Source organism: Streptomyces sp. NPDC047982, from assembly GCF_043204165.1.
In the GTDB taxonomy this organism is placed as follows: domain Bacteria; phylum Actinomycetota; class Actinomycetes; order Streptomycetales; family Streptomycetaceae; genus Streptomyces.
The window spans coordinates 191,622-208,806 of the sequence record NZ_JBIDBS010000007.1 but is presented as its reverse complement, the minus strand read 5'-3'; the positions used below and the strand labels follow the sequence as shown (position 1 = coordinate 208,806).

The 17,185-nt window shown below is 70.0% G+C and carries 10 protein-coding genes; 2 read left to right on the top strand and 8 right to left on the bottom strand.

What is annotated here, in order from left to right:
* Positions 1 to 53: 53 nt before the first annotated feature.
* The 4 genes from ACGF2V_RS11600 to ACGF2V_RS11585 all read right to left on the bottom strand — a co-directional run bounded on the left by ACGF2V_RS11600 (position 54) and on the right by ACGF2V_RS11585 (position 8,933).
* The gene (locus tag ACGF2V_RS11600) at positions 54 to 3,233 is read right to left on the bottom strand and encodes a type I restriction endonuclease (protein ID WP_362706442.1); all 3,180 of its coding nucleotides are present in this window, start codon (positions 3,231 to 3,233) and stop codon (positions 54 to 56) included.
* On the bottom strand, positions 3,230 to 4,519 hold the full coding sequence (locus ACGF2V_RS11595) for a restriction endonuclease subunit S (RefSeq protein ID WP_362706440.1): 1,290 nt from the start codon (positions 4,517 to 4,519) through the stop codon (positions 3,230 to 3,232). Before ACGF2V_RS11595 ends, ACGF2V_RS11600 begins: the two co-directional genes overlap by 4 nt.
* Complete coding sequence (locus tag ACGF2V_RS11590) at positions 4,516 to 6,630, bottom strand: class I SAM-dependent DNA methyltransferase (protein WP_362706437.1); 2,115 nt, start codon at positions 6,628 to 6,630, stop codon at positions 4,516 to 4,518. Before ACGF2V_RS11590 ends, ACGF2V_RS11595 begins: the two co-directional genes overlap by 4 nt.
* Positions 6,631 to 6,719: 89 nt before the next feature.
* Positions 6,720 to 8,933: an N-6 DNA methylase gene (locus tag ACGF2V_RS11585; RefSeq protein ID WP_362706434.1), complete on the bottom strand. Its 2,214-nt coding sequence runs from the start codon at positions 8,931 to 8,933 to the stop codon at positions 6,720 to 6,722.
* Between the two features lie 176 nt (positions 8,934 to 9,109).
* On the opposite strand from ACGF2V_RS11585, the gene ACGF2V_RS11580 reads away from it, so the two are divergent.
* Entirely contained in the window at positions 9,110 to 10,336 is a 1,227-nt protein-coding gene (locus ACGF2V_RS11580) for a DNA sulfur modification protein DndB (RefSeq protein WP_362706432.1), read from the top strand.
* Positions 10,337 to 10,422: 86 nt separating this feature from the next.
* Here the strand turns inward: ACGF2V_RS11580 and ACGF2V_RS11575 are convergent, their stop codons facing one another.
* From ACGF2V_RS11575 to ACGF2V_RS11560, 4 genes are all read right to left on the bottom strand, one after another.
* On the bottom strand, positions 10,423 to 11,082 hold the full coding sequence (locus tag ACGF2V_RS11575; RefSeq protein ID WP_362706429.1) for a class F sortase: 660 nt from the start codon (positions 11,080 to 11,082) through the stop codon (positions 10,423 to 10,425).
* Between the two features lie 210 nt (positions 11,083 to 11,292).
* Entirely contained in the window at positions 11,293 to 11,745 is a 453-nt protein-coding gene (locus ACGF2V_RS11570; RefSeq protein ID WP_362706426.1) for a sortase-dependent protein, read from the bottom strand.
* A 163-nt stretch (positions 11,746 to 11,908) separates the two neighbouring features.
* Positions 11,909 to 14,038, bottom strand: coding sequence for a sensor histidine kinase (locus ACGF2V_RS11565; RefSeq protein WP_392911685.1), 2,130 nt, complete (start codon positions 14,036 to 14,038; stop codon positions 11,909 to 11,911).
* A complete protein-coding gene (locus ACGF2V_RS11560) occupies positions 14,025 to 14,738 on the bottom strand; it encodes a response regulator transcription factor (RefSeq protein ID WP_362706595.1) in 714 nt (237 codons plus the stop codon). Before ACGF2V_RS11560 ends, ACGF2V_RS11565 begins: the two co-directional genes overlap by 14 nt.
* Positions 14,739 to 15,041: 303 nt before the next feature.
* Between ACGF2V_RS11560 and ACGF2V_RS11555 the strand changes: the two genes are divergently transcribed.
* The gene (locus ACGF2V_RS11555) at positions 15,042 to 17,174 is read left to right on the top strand and encodes a tetratricopeptide repeat protein (RefSeq protein WP_362706423.1); all 2,133 of its coding nucleotides are present in this window, start codon (positions 15,042 to 15,044) and stop codon (positions 17,172 to 17,174) included.
* Positions 17,175 to 17,185 lie beyond the last annotated feature (11 nt).

Genomic DNA, 17,185 nt, shown 5'->3' with positions numbered 1-17,185 from the left:
CCCGTCGCGCGCCGTACAGGCGTCACGGCGGGACCCTCCCGTGTGTGGCGGGACTACTCGTCCACGCCCTCCTCGCGGCGGATCATCCGCCAGGCCGCCCGGCGCATGCTGCGGTCCAGGCTGGACTTGAACCCCTTGTCGGGCCCGAAGTACTGCCGTCCCATGCCGGCGATCGTGTCGATGTGGTCGGCCATCTTGTCGGCGAAGACCTTGTCGAAGACCTTGCCGAAGTTTTCCTCGTCGTTGACGACGGCCGCTGCTCGCACCTTGCCGTCGGCTGTCGTCTCATCGAACGGCCGCCTGACGTCGTCCTCGGTGAAGTCGGTGCCGAACTTGGCGTTGAACTTCTCGATCAGCTCCGACAGCAGCGACTTCTCGGCCTCCGCAGCGCCGCCCGCGCCCTCCCCGAAGCCCTTGAGTTCTGCCGGGCCTTCGGCGGTGAGCGACTTGTCGTGCTCGCCGGACTTCTCCACCCGCAGATGGCTGAGGTCGATCTCGCCTATGTCGACGCCGCCGTCGGCGCGGCGCGGAAGCCGGTTGAGGAGGTAGCGGCCGTAGAGGTGCAGCCGTTCCAGCTCGGCGTCCCGGTAGGGCACGATCTGGGCGAGGAACCCGTACTTGCGAACGTAGTCGTTGAGGGCGGCGCGGAAGTCCTCGGCGGTCTCGACGTCGTCGTTCTCCTCGCTCTCAAGGAGGGGCGTGAACCGGGCGACGGCAGGGGACAGCAACCGGTACAGCTCGGCGTGCAGCTTCTCCCACTTGGCCTGCGAGCCGGCCGCCTTCTCCTTCGCGGCGAAGTAGGCGGCGGCGAACTCGTCCATCTCCGGCTCGGAGATGATCGGCGCCGACATCACGCGGCTCTGCGCGGTGTAGAGCAGGTTCGGGTCGGAGGGGAGAGTCATCGCCTCCTCGAAGTACGGGCGGAAGGCGTCCTGAATGTCCTGGGCGTCGTTGGCGAAGTCCAGGACCGCGAGGTCGGCCTGCGACTTGCGATCCGCGGTGCGGTTGAGCCGGGAGAGTGTCTGCACGGCGGCGATGCCGGTCAGCGTCTTGTTGACGTACATGGTCGTCAGGAGCGGCTGGTCGAAGCCGGTCTGGTATTTTTCCGCGACCACCAGGATCTTGTACTCCTGCTGTCCGCGCCCACCGGCCGCAACGGCCTTGTCGTCGGCACGGGTGTACGCGAACGCCTTCGGCAGCGCACTCTCGGCGATCCCGCCGTTCTCCTTGGGCTCCGTGGTCTCCTCGTCGTCGATGGTGAGCGAGCCGGAGAAGGCGACCAGGACGCCAAGGTCCGGGTACTTGGTGTCGTACTCCCGGTCCTTGATGTAACTCTTGATCGCCCGTGCCATCTGTACGGCGGACTGCCGCGAGGCCGTCACCACCATGGACTTGGCACGCCCGCCGAGCCGGCCACGGGAGTGCGCGAGGAAGTGCTCGACGATCACTGTTGCGTGCTGGGAGACGGTGTGCTCGTGGGTCAGCGCGTACCGGGCGAGCAGGCTGTTGGCCTTGGACGGGTCCACCTCGCGCTCGTCCGGATTCTGGTTCACCAGCTTCCAGTACGTGTTGTACGTGACGTAGTTGCGCAACGGATCGAGGATGAAGCCCTCCTCGATGGCCTGGCGCATGGAGTACGTGTGGAAGGGGCGGTAGACGTCCTTGCCGTCGACGGTGTGTTCCGTGCCGAAGAGTTCGAGCGTCTTGGCCTTCGGAGTGGCGGTGAAGGCGAAGTAGGAGAGGTTCGCGGCCTGTGAGCGTTCCACGGCCTTCTTCTTCAGCTTCTCGTAGACGGTGACGGCGCTCGCGCCCTGGTCCTCGGAGTCGGAGTCCAGGCCGAGGTCACGCAGGGCGGCCTTCACGGCGGTGGACGCGTCGCCCGACTGCGAGGAATGGGCCTCGTCGATGACGATCGCGAAGCTGGTGCCCTTTATCTCCGTCGGGTTCCGCTCGATGTAATCGATGAGCGCCGGGAACGAGTGCAGGGTGACCGTGACGATCTTGCCGGTGTCACGGGACAGCGCGCGGGCGAGTTGCTCGCTCTTCGCCCCGTGCTTCTCGTCGACCTTCACGACCAGGCCCTCGGTCTGCGAGAAGCTGCCGACGGTTTCCCGAAGTTGGGCGTCCAGGTTGCGGCGATCGGTGATGACGATGACCTTGTCGAAGACGGGTGCGCCAGGCTTGAGGCGGCCTTTCTTCACGGCTTCCGGGTCGAGTACGCGCGGATCGGTGTCCGCGTGGAGGTCACTGAGGCGGTGGGCAAGCCAACCGATCGTGTTCGACTTCCCGGAACCGGCCGATGCCATGACGAGGTAGTTCTGGCCGACGCCGTAAGTCGCGGCGTGCGCGGTCAGCTTCTTCACGACGTCCCACTGGTGGAAGCGCGGGAAGATCGTCGACTTGGTGGTGCCGCCGCCGGGCGTCTTGGTCTTCTGCTGGTGTACGAACCGATGGAGCAGGTCGAGCCAGTTGTCGCGTGCCCAGACCTGTTCCCACAGGTAGGAGGTGGCGTACGTGCCGTACGCGGTCGGGGTGGGGTTGCCCGCGCCGCCGGGCTGGCCGGCGCCGTTGGAGCCGGTGTTGAAGGGAAGGAACCGGGTGTTCTTGCCCCGGAGCTGTGTCGCTACGAACACGAGGTCCGGGTCCACAGCGAAGTTCGCGACGACACGGCGCGTGAAGATCAGCTCGGTGGGGTCGCGTTCGGTTCGGTACTGCTCCTTGGCCTCCTCGACGCCCTGCCGGGTGAGCGGGTTCTTCAACTCGGCGGTGGCGACCGGGATTCCGTTGAGGAACAGGGTCAGGTCGAGGCGGTTGTTCCAGTCGGCCTGCTTGGTGGCGTAGGAGAGTTCACGTACGACGGTGAGGCGATTGGCGCGGTAGCCATCGAGGACGGAGTCATCGGCGACGAGGTTTGGCTTGAAGTAGGCGACGCGGAGGCGGACGCCCCGGTCCTTGACGCCGTTGCGGAGGACGTTGAGCAGGCCGTCCTCGCTGATGGCCTTGTCCAGGCGCCGGGCGAAGCCGTGTTGGGCGTCGTTGACGTTGTTGCCGTAGACGGCGAGCAGTTCGTTCCACTCGTTGATCTGAGTTTTGCCGAGGAAGGCGAACAGTTCGTTGGTGTCCAGGCCGAGATCGGCCTGGTAGTCCTCGGGCTGCGCCTCGCGCCAGCCGCGCTCGGTCATCGCGGCGACGATGGCGTCCCCGAAGGCGGACTCGTTGTGGATGGGGCTCACGGGTGGACTCCGTCCGTTACGTTGCGACCGCTGGCGGTGGAGACGTCGAACTGGCCGGTTACGGCGGCGGTGATGAGGGCCTGGCGGCGTTCGGTGAGCAGATCACTTTGGCGCTCAAGCTTCTGGCTCATGTGGTCCAGAGCGGCCAGCTTCCGCTTTAGGTGAGTGACCCGGCGGCGCTGTTCGGTCAGATCAGGGACTGGAATCTGGAACGAGAGAGTCTGGGCAGCACTGATTACTTCCTGCGCCGCGCCGTACTGTGCGATCCGCACCTGACCGCGTCCCGCCGGAGAATTGATGAAAGCGGACAGGAACTCGGGGAGCAGCTGCTGACTTCTGCGGAGAATAAGGACCGATGCGCAGTTAGCCCCATCGTATTCATCCGTCACGACGGCCGACCGGCCGGGGGCACCAGCACGCACCACCAACACATCTCCGGCGTGTAGTCGCGAACGGTGCAGCTCTTCGTTGCTTTCCTCGGACATGAACTTCATGCCTTGGGGATTGATCCATCCTGATCGGACGTTGAATCCGTGGATGAACGGAACCCCGGTTTCCTCGAAGTAGGTCGACGGGTTGATAACAACACCAACGTTCACGGCTGGCAGTACACGGCGTAGCTGTACTACCGGCCACTGGTAGGAGATGTTTCCTGTCAGCGGATGCCTGTACGAGTCCGGTCCGTGCGACGAGACACAGGCCGCGAGGCACGCCACGCGCCGTTCGTGCAACAGTCGGATCTGTTCGCCGCGTTTGGTGGCAAGGGCGTCGACACGATCAGTCTCCGCGTCGAGGAAGTAGGCGATGCGACGCTGGTCCTCAAGTGGAACGAGAGCGACGGGGGTTCGACCCAGGGGCTCAAGATTCAAGGCGCGGAACGTTGCACCGCCGACGCTGGAGTCCCAGAACTGGCGGGCGATAGTCGTCTGAAGGGCCCAGTAGAGGAAACGCACATCGGTTCCCACTGCGGCGGCTACGCGCGCGGTTCCCTGGGTAAGGTTGGCCCCTGCCAGTTCTCCGGGGACTACCATCACCTTCCCGTACGACGGGCCGATGGATACAACCAGGTCGCCCGCAATTACCGTGGACCGGCGATACGAGGTCGCGATCTCCGGTGAGGTACGCAAGAGTTTCGACCGGTCCGGGACGCCGGACCCAGCAGTCATGTCAGCCGGTCGGATGTAAGGGACACCGCCAGGTGTGTCAGGGCCAGCCTGGACGATCCCGTACGTAATCGGCCTGGCGGGATCAACCAATCGTTTCAGCGGTAGAACAGGCCAGTTCATTCTGTCACCTCTCCAAGCAGCGCCTGAATCTCTGCCTCAAGCGCCTTCAGCTCCGCGTCGATCTCCGCCAACGGCCGCGGCGGCTCGTACACGTAGAAGTGCCGCGTGAACGGGATCTCGTAGCCCACCTTCGTCTTCGTGTGGTCGATCCACGCGTCCGGCACGTGCGGGTGAACCTCCCGCTTCAGGTACTCCTCCACGTCCTCGCCCAGCGGCACGTTCTCGTAGTCCCGCAGCTCACTGTCCGGTTCCGACGAACCCTTGACGGTCTGGACTTCACCCTCTGGATCCCGAACCCCTACCGCATCCCGCAACGCCTTCGTGAACGGCGCACCGGTCGGGCCCTGTACCCCGGCTTCCGCCATCGCGTTCCGTACCGCCACCTGAGCCTCGGACTTGGTTGCCCACTCCGAGCCCAGCAGCGGGCTCAACGCATCCCCGAGCACCTGCGTCTCGGACTCCGCCAGCTTCCGGAACAGAGTCTCTTCCTCCTCCGTGAGCTTCCGGCGAGCCTTCGCCTTGGCCGCCAACTCCGGCTCACGCGGCAGGAAGCGCTCCTCCGCCCACTTCTGCACCGGCTTCGATGCGAGCAGCGCGGCCAGCGTCTCCTCCGTCAGCTCGAAGCGCAGCTTCAGCGGCCGTTCCACCGTGATCCGCTGGTAGCCGAACGCCGAGTTGTCGAACACCTTCACCTTGCCGTGCAGCGGGTGTTCCGCGTCCGCCGCCGCTGCCACCGCGTCCCCGTACAAGCGGGTGATGTCGGCGATGTGGTTCGGCTTGCCACCCGTCCCGTCACCCAACTCCTTGCGCTTGTCGCCCAGCGACTTGCGCATCTTCACCCACTGGTCGCGCGCGTCCAGCAGCACGACCTTGCCCTTGTGCTGGGCGTCCTTCCGGTTGGTCAGGATCCAGAAGTAAGTAGAGATCCCCGTGTTGTAGAAGAGCTGGTCCGGCAGCGCGACGATCGCCTCCAGCCAGTCGTTCTCCAGGATCCAGCGGCGGATCTCCGACTCCCCCGAGCCGGCCGCGCCCGTGAACAGCGGCGAACCGTTGAAGACGATGGCGATACGCGAGCCGCCCCCGCCATTCACATCCACCGGCTTCATCTTCGAGATCATGTGCTGGAGGAAGAGGAGAGAGCCGTCGTTGATGCGGGGCAGGCCCGCGCCGAAGCGGCCGGAGTCGCCGAGGTTCTTGTACTCGTACTCGACGTCCTCCTTGACCTTCTTCCACTCCACGCCGAACGGCGGGTTCGCCAGCAGGTAGTCGAACTTCTCCCGCGCGTGGCCGTCGTCGGAGAATGAGTTGCCGAAGGCGATGTTCTCCGGGTCCTGCTCCTTGATCATCAGGTCGGACCGGCAGATCGCCCACGACTCCGGGTTGAGCTCCTGCCCGTACACCTCCACCGTGGCGTCCGGGTTCAGGGCCTTGATGTGTTCCTCGGCCGCGCTGAGCATGCCGCCCGTGCCGCAGGCCGGGTCCATGACCGTGCGGACGACGCCGGGCACGCTCAGCGCGTCGCCGTCCGGGGCGATCAGCAGGTTGACCATCAGCTTGATGACTTCGCGCGGGGTGAAGTGCTCACCCGCGGTCTCGTTCGACTGCTCGGAGAAGCGACGGATCAGCTCCTCGAAGATGTAACCCATGTTGTGGTTGGGCACGACCTCGGGACGCAGGTCCAGGTCGGTGAACTTGCCCATGACCTGGTAGAGCAGGTTCGCACCGTCGAGCTTTCTGACCTGCTGGTTGAACTCGTACTTCTCCAGGACCTCGCGGGCGTTGTCCGAGAAGGAACCGACGTACCGCTGAAGGTTCGCCGCCGCGCCCTGCGGGTCGCCGACGATCTTCTTCAGGGTCAGGTCGCTCTTGTTGTAGAAGGAGTGGCCCGATGCGCGGCGCAGGAAGTGGTCCGTGTCGATGTCCTCGCCCTCGAAGCGGGCGGCCGTCTCGGCGACCTTCTCGCGCGTCGGCTCCAGGACGCACTCCAGGCGGCGCAGCACCGTGAACGGAAGGATGACCTTTCCGTAATCCGACTGCTTGTAATCGCCGCGCAGAAGGTCGGCTACGGACCAGGCGTGGTTCGCCAACTCCGTGTGCTTGCTGCTGTTCAAGGGATTCCCCGGTTTCCTTTCGGACCCGCCCACCCCAACCGGAGCGGGTTCGGACAAGTGTGATGGATGCGTGAAGGCCGTGGTGTCGTTCAGGCCGAATCGACAGAGGCATGAGCGGACGATGTATGAGCGCACGATGTATGAGCGGACGACGACGGGACCAGCCCGCCTCCCGTCAGCCCGCCCGCCAACAGTCGCGCCGTCTGCTCGGCCAGCGCCGTCGCGCGCCGCGCCTCCGCCCTCAGTTCGTCGACGCGGCGGAACGCCTCCCCGTACCTGCGCTGCTCCTCCAACGGCAGCAGCGGTACGCGTAGCCGCCCCGGGCTGACGTGTAGGACCGTGCTGCCCGTCGACGCTCCGGCGATGTTCTCCTCCGCGCCGAGGAAGCCCGCGAGGAACCACGGGTCGAGCCGCGCGGGGTCGGGTCGGAAGAGGTGGACTTGCGGGCCGAGCAGTGCCCCCTCGTCCGGCTCGCCCGCCACCCGGGCCATCGGCCCGCTGCCGCCCGCGACCGACCGTACGAGCACATCGCCCGCAGCGATCACCGGGGCGGAGCCCGCGCGCAGCTCGGACGGGTCACCGGTCGGGCCAGTGCCGCGCGCGATGTCCGCGCCCGTCAGGACGGCGGCGGCCATCGGCGCAGCGGTCGCGCCTTGCGGGGTCCTCGGCTCCTTCGCCTCGGGTGCCGTACGCAGCAGCGTGAGCGCGCCGCCTCGTGCCAGGTCGGACGCCGTCGCGGTGCGCCACTCGCGTACCGCCGGCCCGGCCGCCTGCCAGCCAGTGTGGCCCGCAGCCCGGCCGAGGGACTTGGCGGAGGCGATGAGACGGCGACGGCTGTCGTCCGCCTCCCGGGCGAGCTCCGCGGGTTCGATGTCGGTGCGCGAGACGCGTACGTACCGGGCGGGGGAGAGGTCGACAACGTCACCGATGAGGTCGACGACCGGGACGGCGCGTGCGATGGCGGGCTCGTCGGTGAACTCGTCCGGGGCATCCGTGAACGCTGCCCACGCGGTGAGTACCCGGTCCGTCAGCCCTGGCCAGTCCAGTGCGGCGCGGCTGCCACCGCGTGTGCCCGAGCGGGGCCCGCCCCCGCGTGAACCGGTCCCGGCGGTGTCCCCGGCCCGCCACGGGCCCGGCGCCTCGGACGTGTCGACGAACAGCACGGACTTCCGTTCCGGGCCGTTCGGATCCGGCCGTTGCAGGACCCAGATCTGGAGCCCCACGTGCAGCGGGGCCGCCGCTCCGGGCGGCAGCGCGATCACTGCCCGCAGCGCACCGCTGCGTACACACTCCATCCGTACGCGGCGCCCGGAGGCGCGCGATGCGGTGGCCGGCGGAAGGATCAGGACGGCGTAGCCGCCCGGCACCAGGTGCGCGAGCGCGTGCTGCACCCAGGCCAGCTCGGACTCGGCGCGCGGCGGCACCCCGTAGGCCCAGCGCGGGTCGTAGGCCAGCTCGTCGTGACCCCAGTCCCGGTCGCCGTAGGGCGGATTGCATAGTACGGCGTCGGCGGTTAGCTGCGGGAACGCGTCGGAGCGCAGGCTGTCGCCGGTACGTACCAGGACCGCCGCATCCGGTGCGGCCAGCATCAGGCTCACCGCGCTCCGCTGGGCCTGCACCGGAACGCTGTCCTGGCCGTACAGCTCCGTCGCGCCGCGCCGGGCAGCCGCTGCGAGCAGTGTGCCGCTGCCGCAGGCCGGGTCGAGGACGCGGGTGATCGGGCCGGGGACGAGCCGGGCCACGAGATCGGTGAGCGGGGCGGGGGTCCGGTAGGTGCCGCTGGCCGCGCTTTCCTCCAGCTCTCGTTCCGCCAGCACGCTCAGCGTGGCCTCGCCGCCCTCGTCGCGTACGCACAGGGCCAGTGCTCGCAGCGCCGCAGCGTCACCACCCGAGAAGCGTACGGATTCCGTCGCCGGAACCGTGTCCGCGAGATGCGTTGTCGCGTCGTCCGCGTGGGCGACGAGGTCTGCGTCCGGCAGACCGGCCAGCGCTGTCAGCTCGTCCGGCGTGTGACGGGCGGTGGCGAGAACGAGAGGGAGGAGTCGGCCGGCCATGCGGCTGCCCTGCGGGAGCAAGCGCAACGCGGTGCGCAGCTCCTCCAGTGAGCTGACCGCCGCCGTGTGGCCTCGTGCGTCCAGCCAGGCCCGTACAGCCGGCAGGTCGTACAGCGGGCTGCTCTCGTTGCCCCCGGACGGGGCCGGGAAATCGTCGTGCCGACGGCGCCAGTTGCTGACGGTGGCGCGCGTGACTCCCGCGATGCGTGAGATCTCGGCGGCTGTCACCTGTGCGGATGGCTGGGGCATGGCGGGAGTCCTGGCCTCTCGATAGTGAGCTGTTAGCAACCTACACCGATCGTCAAATCCGTCAAGGCGTTTGACAGTGCTTTCACGGTGATGCTTATCTGGCGTCGCTTCCGGGCGGCAGTCGCCGTCCGGGCAGCTCACCTCTGGCTCATTTCGATCCCTTGGGGGGAACAGCCGTGCGCATCACCATGCCGACCGCCGTCGTCGAGGGCACCCAGCTCACCGTCATGCCGTTCCGTGCGGACGCCGTGATCGGCACCATGTCCGTGCCGACGCTCGTCCAGCTCGTGCCGTCGCCCCGCCGCGAGGAAGACGCGAAGACGCTCAAGGCCGCGTCCGGCGCCGTACGACGCCACGCCGAACTGCGGTCGCTGGTGCAGCGGGCACTGAAGTCCACACAGAAGGGGAAGAACGTCGGCTCGTACGCCGAGTACATCGCCGACGGTGTGAAGGGTGAGCTGGGTGCCGGCTGGTCCACCCCGCCGATCACCTTCTGGCACGCCGGACCGCTCGCCGCGCTCAGCGACGAGCTGCTGCCCGGCACCGGGCTGCGGACCCTGACCATCACACCCGGCACGTCGGTGGTGGCCATCGACGGTGAGACGCAGACGACCGCATGGCACGAGCTGTACGACGAACCCGAGCGATACGGGCTCACCTACACCGAACTCGCCCAGGTGCGCGTACCGTTCGAGCTGTACGTGGACCTGACCGTGGCCGATGCGCGGCAGATCTTCTACGACCGCAATGTCCAGGGCGTCGCCGTCGCGAAGAACCTGGCCATGTCCATGGACCAGCGGGACTTCGCCACCCGCCTCGCGCATCGCGTCGCCGACGCGGTCAAGATCGACGTCGACGGCAGGCTCGTACCGTTCACCAAGTTCGTCAACGCCAGCAAGCGACAGGTGGGGAAGACCGACACCGAGGTCATCACCCTGTCCGCGCTCAGGGCTCTCGTGATCACAGCGATCTACGGGCGCGGCGGACTGTCCCGCTCGGCGGAGACCGTCCACGAGGACGAGCTGCCCGTAGGGACGAGCGCCGAGCAGGTCGAGCGGAGCATCGTGCCGCTGCTGGCCCGCCTGATCGCCGACCGCAGCGAGCACTTCGTCTCGCGCAGCGCCCTCACCGCACCGGCCGTGCTCGCGGGGCTCGGCATCGCCGTGCACCACACCGCGCCGTGGGCGGACCCTGTGAACGCGCTGGGCGCCGACGAACTGCACCGGCTCCTTTCCGGCATCCGGTGGGAGCGCGAGGCCCGCTACTGGGACGGCGTGGCAGCGAAGTCGGGTGCCTCGGGGCGCCTCAACTTCAGCGGCGGCGTCAAGGACTCCGGCGGGCGGGTCGCCGACGCGATCCTCTACCCCGGCACGGAGGCAGGCCGCCGGATCCGTGGTCAGTAGGCACCCCGATCGCGCACGCCCGGTGGGCCGGGACACGGCGGCGCGGGCCGTCGGCGACGAGCCGGGGGAGGCGGTCGCGGTCGCCGTCAGCTTCTGGTGGCGTACACGATGAGGTTGTCCACGGGGTGGCCCTCGGCGTCGAAGGCGCCGTCGCAGGTGATGAGGCGCAGGGCGCGCTCGTCGGTGGCGCCGTAGACCTTCCCCGTAGGGAATGCCTTCTTGCTCACGGTCTCGGTGCCGGTGACCCGGAAGTGGAGTTCGGCGCCGCGGTCGTTGCGGATCGCGATGTCCGCGCCCTCGGCGATCTTCCTCAGGTCGTGGAAGACGGCCTTTCCGAAGCGGGTGTCGTTGTGGCCGATCAGAACGGCGGCGCCGCGCTCGCCCGGGGCGGGGTTGCCGGTGTACCAGCCGACGGTCATGCCCTTCTCGGCGGGCGGTACCTCCACGGTGCCGTCCGGGTTCAGTCCGAGCCGCATCACGGCACTGTTCACGCCGATCGAAGGGATGCTCAGGTGGGTGGGGCGCGGCGCGACGGAGCCCGGCCTTCCGGGGCCGTCCGTATGCGCGGAAGCCGACGCGTTCCCGGCGGAGCCGGCCGCTCCCGGGGTTGTGGCGGTGTACGGAAGGCCGCCGCCCTCCCGGGAGGCTGACGGGGCGTCCGCGCCGCCCGAGGAGCAGCCGGTGAGGGCGAGACAGACGAGCACCGGAAGCATGGTGCGCCGCAGTGGCGCGGGGGTGCGGAACATGAGGGCTCCAGGCCGGGTGACGGAAGGCGGGAGGGGGAGAGGCGCCGCCCCGCTGGAGACGGGGCGGCGCCACTGGGTGCGCGGGCCGGGACGGCGTCACGGTGCGTGGCAGCCGTCGTGCGCGGTATCCGCCCCGCGGGCGCATGCCGCATACCGCATACGACGAACGCCCCGGCGGTGCGGGTATCGCCGCGCGGTCGGCTCAGTGGATCAGCGGCCCGGCTGTGCGGCGGCGCGGCGGCGCAGCACGAGCGTGCCCGCTCCCGCCACCACAAGGGCGGCCGCGGCCGACCCGGCGAGGACGGCGGTGTTGTCGTCGGAGGCGGCGACCGGCCGCTCACCCGCGGCGACCCCGCCACGAGGCATGACACCGTGGGGCTTCGGCGAGGACTCCCCGAGATCGATCTTACGGACGGGCTTGGATCCGTCCTTGACGACGACGGGGTTCTTGGACGTGCCCTCGCCGAGGTTGATCTTCTTGACGGGCTTGGATCCGTCCTTGACGAGGACGGGGCTCTCGGACGTGCCCCTCCCGGTGGTCGAGGTGGGCGTCGAGGCCACCGGCGCCGGGGAGTCGGCGAAGGCGGCGGTGGACGGGACGAGTACCGCACCGGCCGCGACGGCGGCGAGGACGGCGGTGCGCAGGGTCGAGCGATGGCGCATGCAGTGGACTCCATTCCGTATCGGCCCCGGTGCTGCCGCGCACGGGTCCGTACCGGGCGCCGGGGCATGACGAAAGGCTGGCGTGGAGTTGTGAAGAACCTGTCAGACCGGTGTCGTCAACGCATCAGGTCCGCCGCGCGTCGTCCGGCCCGTCGGATCCCTGTCACCGCGCCGGGCCCCCGGCCCCGTGCGTCCCTCCCTCCGGCTCGGGCTCCGTTCCCGCACCGGCGTCCGTGTCCGTGTTCGTGCCCCTCTCCATGCCCGCGTCCGCCTTCGCCGCCGCGTCCGCCTCCGTCTCCGCCTCTGTGACCGTGGGATCGGCCGGCAGCCGCAGGGTGAACACGGAACCCTGCCCCTCGACGCTGCTCGCGTCCACCGCTCCGCCGTGCGCCTCGACGAGCTTCCGTACGATCGCCAGGCCCAGCCCGCTGCCCCCGGTGCGCCGGTTGCGGGACTTCTCGGCGCGCCAGAAACGGTCGAAGACATGGGGCAGATCACCGGCCGCGATGCCGCTGCCCGTGTCGGCGACGTCCACCACTACCTGGTCCCCGGCCTTGGACACGTACGCGTGCAAGGTCACCCGCCCGCCCTCCGGGGTGTGACGCACCGCGTTGGAGACCAGGTTGCCGATGGCCTGCCGCAGTCGCACCGGGTCGGCCGTCAGCCCGGGGAGCGGGGCGCCCGCCGCCGTGTCGCGGACCGTCAGCACGACCCCGGCGGTCTCGGCCCGGCCCTGATGGGCCGCGGCGACCTGGTCCAGTACGTCCTCGATGCGCACGGGCTCGGGGTGCAGCCGCAGCACGCCCGCGTCGGCGGCTGCCAGGTCCTGGAGGTCGTCGATGATGTGCTGCAACTGCACGGCCTCCGTGTGCAGCGAGGCGATGAACGCCGGATCGGGCTCCGCCAGTCCGTCCTGCGCCGCCTCCAGCCAGCCCCGGATGTTGCTCAGCGGGGTCCGCAGTTCATGGGCGACGTCGCTGACCATGCCCTTGCGCTGTTCCTCCAGGCGGGCCCGGTGGGCGGACATGTCGTTGAAGGCCGCGGCGAGCCGCCCGATCTCGCTGTCGTCGGTGACCCGCACGGGCGCGGACTCCTGCCCGTCCCGCATCCGTTGCGCGGCGCCGGTGAGGGCCCGCAGCGGGCTCACGAGGCGGGCGCCCGCGAGCATCGTGGCGCCGACCGTGAGCGCCAGGACGAGGGCGGCGGCGCCCGCGATCTTCGCCGTGTTCGCCGGCGAGAGAGCGAAACCGGGCACGGTCGTGTCGTTCGCGTCGCCGATGAACAGCATCGCGGGCGAGGCGACATGGGAACTGAGCTGCTCGCGACGGGCCGTGCCCACACAGGAGGCCGTGGCGCGGTCGTCGTCGCCGGTACGCACGCCCGTCGCGTGGGTACGCACGCCCGCCGCGGGGGTACGCACGCCTGTCGCGGGGGCGGCCGCCGCCTCCGGGGTCAGGACGATCAGTGGCGGTTCGGAGGGCTGCGCCCACGTCAGGTCCAGGTTGAGCCGCACGCCTTCACGGCCCTGCCGTACCAGACAGGCGTTGGCGAGCCGGTTGAGCGCCGCCAGCGCCTTGCGCTCGGTCGCGGTCGGCCGGTCCAGTTCCTCGGCCGAGCACCGCGTGCCGTGGGCCTCCTGCGAGTCGTTGCCGACCACCTCCACGCGCGGGCGTCCGCTGGGCCCGCGTACCACGTCCGCCGCGACCCCGAGCCGGCCCATACAGGCCGTGCTGCGCTCGGCGGCCCGCTGCAGAACGGCGCGTTCGGACGCCGGCAGCCGGAACGGGCCGACCGCGCGCGGATCGATCCGGTCGGCCGCGCTGCCCGCCTCGCCCACCGGCTGGGACAGGGCCGTGTCCACGGAGAGCGGGTCGACGACCGCCGATGCCTGGGGCGGCAGCGCGGGCCGGGACGGCGCCGCGGCGGAGTCCGCGAGGAGCCCGCGCTGTTCCGTCGTGAGCGCGATCCGCCGGCCGGACCGCCGTGCCAGGTCGCGCACGGTGCCCTCGACGCCGTCCCACGTGGGGTGGGTGGCGGCGTATCCGAGAAGGGTGTTGTAGATCCTGGCGTCGGCGGTGAGGTTGCGCCCCTGCTCCTGCTTGATGGCGCCGGACGTGGTCTGCACGGCCAGCCACGCGGTCGCGGCCACCGAACAGGCCGCCACCAGCGCCGACACGGCCAGCAGACGGCCGAACAGGCTCTTGCGGAGCGGCAGCCGGTCCGTCCGGACGCGACGTCGGGCCTCCTTTGGGCGACGGACGCCCGCGCCGCGGCCCGGGTCACGACGGCGCACGGGAGGCACCCCTCGCCGGGTCGGTCAGCTTGTAGCCCACTCCGAAGACGGTGAGCAGCCGGGCGGGCCTGCGCGGTACGGGCTCGATCTTCTTTCTCAGGTTCATGATGTGCACGTCGACGGTCCGGAAGCTGATGTACCGGTCGAAGCCGTGCAGTTCCTCCAGGAGCCGCTGCCGGGAGAAGACGCGTTCCGGCTCGGCCGCCATGGCGGCGAGGATCCTGAACTCGCCACGGGTGCACTCCACGGACCGCCCCTCCACCGACACCTCGTGCCGGACCGGATCGACCGTCAGCGCACCCACCCGCAGCACATGATCCGCGGCCGTGTCGACGGCCGCAGCCCCCCGGCGGCTGCGCCGCAGCAGCGTCCGCACCCGCGCCATCAGCTCGCGTGGGCTGTACGGCTTCGTCATGTAGTCGTCCGCGCCGAGGTCCAGCCCCAGCAGGAGGTCGTCCTCGGTGCTTCGGGCCGTCAGCATCAGCACCGGTAGCTCCCGGTGCTCGGCGCGCAGCACGCGCACCACGTCCAGGCCGTCCGCCCGCGGCATCATCACGTCGAGCACCAGCAGGTCGGGCTCCCGGTGGCGGACCTCGGCGAGGGCGGCGAGCCCGTCCGCGACGACCCTGACCGAGTGCCCCTCGTGTTCGAGATAGCGGCGTATGAGCTCCGCCTGCTTCTCGTCGTCCTCGGCGACCATGACGTTTGCGCACACGCGGACGATCGTAGACGAGCGCCGACGGCCTGCGGCCGGACTCTCGCCCCGTGCGGTCCCGGCCCGCCGGGAACCGAACGCCGGATTCGGCGGGGCTGACACCGGGCGTGATCGGAGAGGTTCGTGCACGTGCAGCTCTTGCCTCAACTGCCCACCGTCCAGGGCCGACACCGCCGTGATCTCCGAGGGATGCCCGGCCGCGTGACGCTAACGTTGGTCCGCACGGTGACAGCGGTGGTGCCGGGGATGGCGCACCGCGCGGAGCAACGGGAACGAGGAGTGCGCGACATGCTGGATCCCACTTCGGTGGCGGCGATCTCGGCGGTACTCGGTGCGATCGGCGCGGGAATGGCCAACGAGGCCGGGAAATGGGCCTGGGAGTCGACCGGCGGTGTCGTACGCAGAATCGTCGGCAGGGAGGTCGTCGCACCCGTGGCCGCGGACGAACGGGACGACGTGGCCCGCCTGATCCACGAACGGATCCGTACGGACCCGCAACTCGCAGACCACTGGACCGCGTTCGCCGCACGACTGCCCCACGGGCCGCGCTCGCTCGGCGCCGCCGGGTCCCATCTTCCCGCCTCCACAAGGTTCTTCACGGACCGCAAGGAGGCGATGAGGCGGCTGCACCGCGAGGCCACTCGTCGAGCGGACGGCAGGCCCCGGCTGGCCCTGGTGCACGGTCCCGACGGCATGGGCACCAGTACCCTCGCCGCACACTTCGGCTCACGGCACGGCCGCCTCTTCCCGGACGGCCGGATCTACGCCGACCTCGGCGGCGGTGGCGTCGGGAGCGCACGTGGCGTCGGAGCCGTACTGCGCACGCTGCTGCGCCAACTCGGCGCCCGCGACGAGGACATGCCGCCCGCGACCGACCGGCTCGGCGAGTTCTTCCGGCACTGTGTGACGGACCGGAGACTGCTGGTGGTGCTCGACCACGCGCATTCCGCGGCGCAGGTCAGGCCGTTCCTCACCTCGGCCCCGGGAGTCTTCACCATCGTGGTGGCCAGGACCCCGTTCCCCGGCCTCGATGCCCTGCGGGTCCCGCTGGGGCCGCTGACGGACAGGGACGCCGTGCGGCTGCTCACCGCGGTCACCGACAAGTCCACCGTCACCGCCGCCCGTGCCACTCTGCCGTCGCTCCTCGAACGCTGCGGCGGATCGCCCTACGCGCTGCGCGCGGCGGCGGCACGACTCTCCACGGCCGCGCCGCACGCGCCCGCCGCGGCGGCGGACGGCGATCCGGTGATGGGCGCGGCGGACGACACCTACCGTCTCCTGGCGCCGGATGCCGCCAAGCTGTACCGGCTGATGGCGTTGCGCGACTGGCCCGCCTTCGACGCCGAAGCGGCCGCACGGACCACCGCCCTGGACCCGGCGGCCGTCCCCGGCCTGCTCGAGGACCTCGCCGACAGGATGCTCCTGGAACGCGTGCTGGGCGCGGACGGCGACTGGCGCCACCACTACCGCCCCGGCGTCCGCGCGCACGCCGAGGCCGCCGCGATCCGGGAGGACGGAATCGCGGCCTGCTCCGCCGCTCTCGGCCGCACCTTGCTGGCCTACGCGGAACTGGCCTCGTCGGCGGCACACCAGGCGCTCCCGGAGAGCTGGCGCGTACCGGCCCCCGCCGACGACGGGTCCGGGCGGCGCTACGAGGACAGGGGCGCCGCGCTCGAAGCCCTCCTCGGGGAGATGGGCAACCTGATCGAGGCCGTTCGTTGCGCCGAGGAGTCCGACGCCCCGGAGACCGGCGTACGGCTGTGCCGCGCCCTGTGGCCGATGCAGCTCAAGGCAGGGCACCACGAGACGCTGCTGCCTGCCCTGCGCACCGGTGCGCGACTGGCCGACGCCCATCAGCCGCAGAGCACCGACGCCGGGGCACTGCACGCACAGCTCGCACACACACTGACCGAGCTGGGGCGCTGGGACGAGGCGGAGACGGAGGCGGGAGCGGCGGCGCGGGCCGAGGAGGCCGCCGGTCACAAGCGGGGGCACGCCTCGGCCGTCGAGTTCCTGGGCCTGCTGAGGCTGCGTCAGTGGCGTCACCAGGAAGCGTACGAGTGCTTCGACCACGCCGGCCGCATCCTGGACTCGATGGACGCGCGGGACGCAGGCGCGGCCGATCGGCCACGGGCCTCGGCCCTGCTGGAACGCCACCGCGGACGGGCTCTGCGGGGGCTCGGACGCGCGGAGGAGGCCCGGCGGCGGCTGGAGAGCGCGCTGAGCCGATTCCGCACGGCCGGCGACACCTACAACACGGCCCGGACGCTCACCGACCTGGCCGAGACCTGGCTGGACGAGAACGACGTCGACGCGGCACTGCCTCTGATCGACGAGGCGATCACGACCCTCGACGGCCAGCGCGCGGAGTACCACGTGTCGTACCTACGACGCATGCGGGAGCGCTGCGTCGCCGGGTGACGCGCCGGCCC

What these genes read in the sequence shown, in the direction of transcription:
- ACGF2V_RS11570 (WP_362706426.1), bottom strand. Translation starts at nt 11,745, where the DNA reads ATGCGCCATCGCTCGACCCTGCGCACCGCCGTCCTCGCCGCCGTCGCG.
- ACGF2V_RS11595 (WP_362706440.1), bottom strand. Translation starts at nt 4,519, where the DNA reads ATGAACTGGCCTGTTCTACCGCTGAAACGATTGGTTGATCCCGCCAGG.
- ACGF2V_RS11575 (WP_362706429.1), bottom strand. Translation starts at nt 11,082, where the DNA reads ATGTTCCGCACCCCCGCGCCACTGCGGCGCACCATGCTTCCGGTGCTC.
- ACGF2V_RS11585 (WP_362706434.1), bottom strand. Translation starts at nt 8,933, where the DNA reads ATGCCCCAGCCATCCGCACAGGTGACAGCCGCCGAGATCTCACGCATC.
- ACGF2V_RS11555 (WP_362706423.1), top strand. Translation starts at nt 15,042, where the DNA reads ATGCTGGATCCCACTTCGGTGGCGGCGATCTCGGCGGTACTCGGTGCG.
- ACGF2V_RS11560 (WP_362706595.1), bottom strand. Translation starts at nt 14,738, where the DNA reads ATGGTCGCCGAGGACGACGAGAAGCAGGCGGAGCTCATACGCCGCTAT.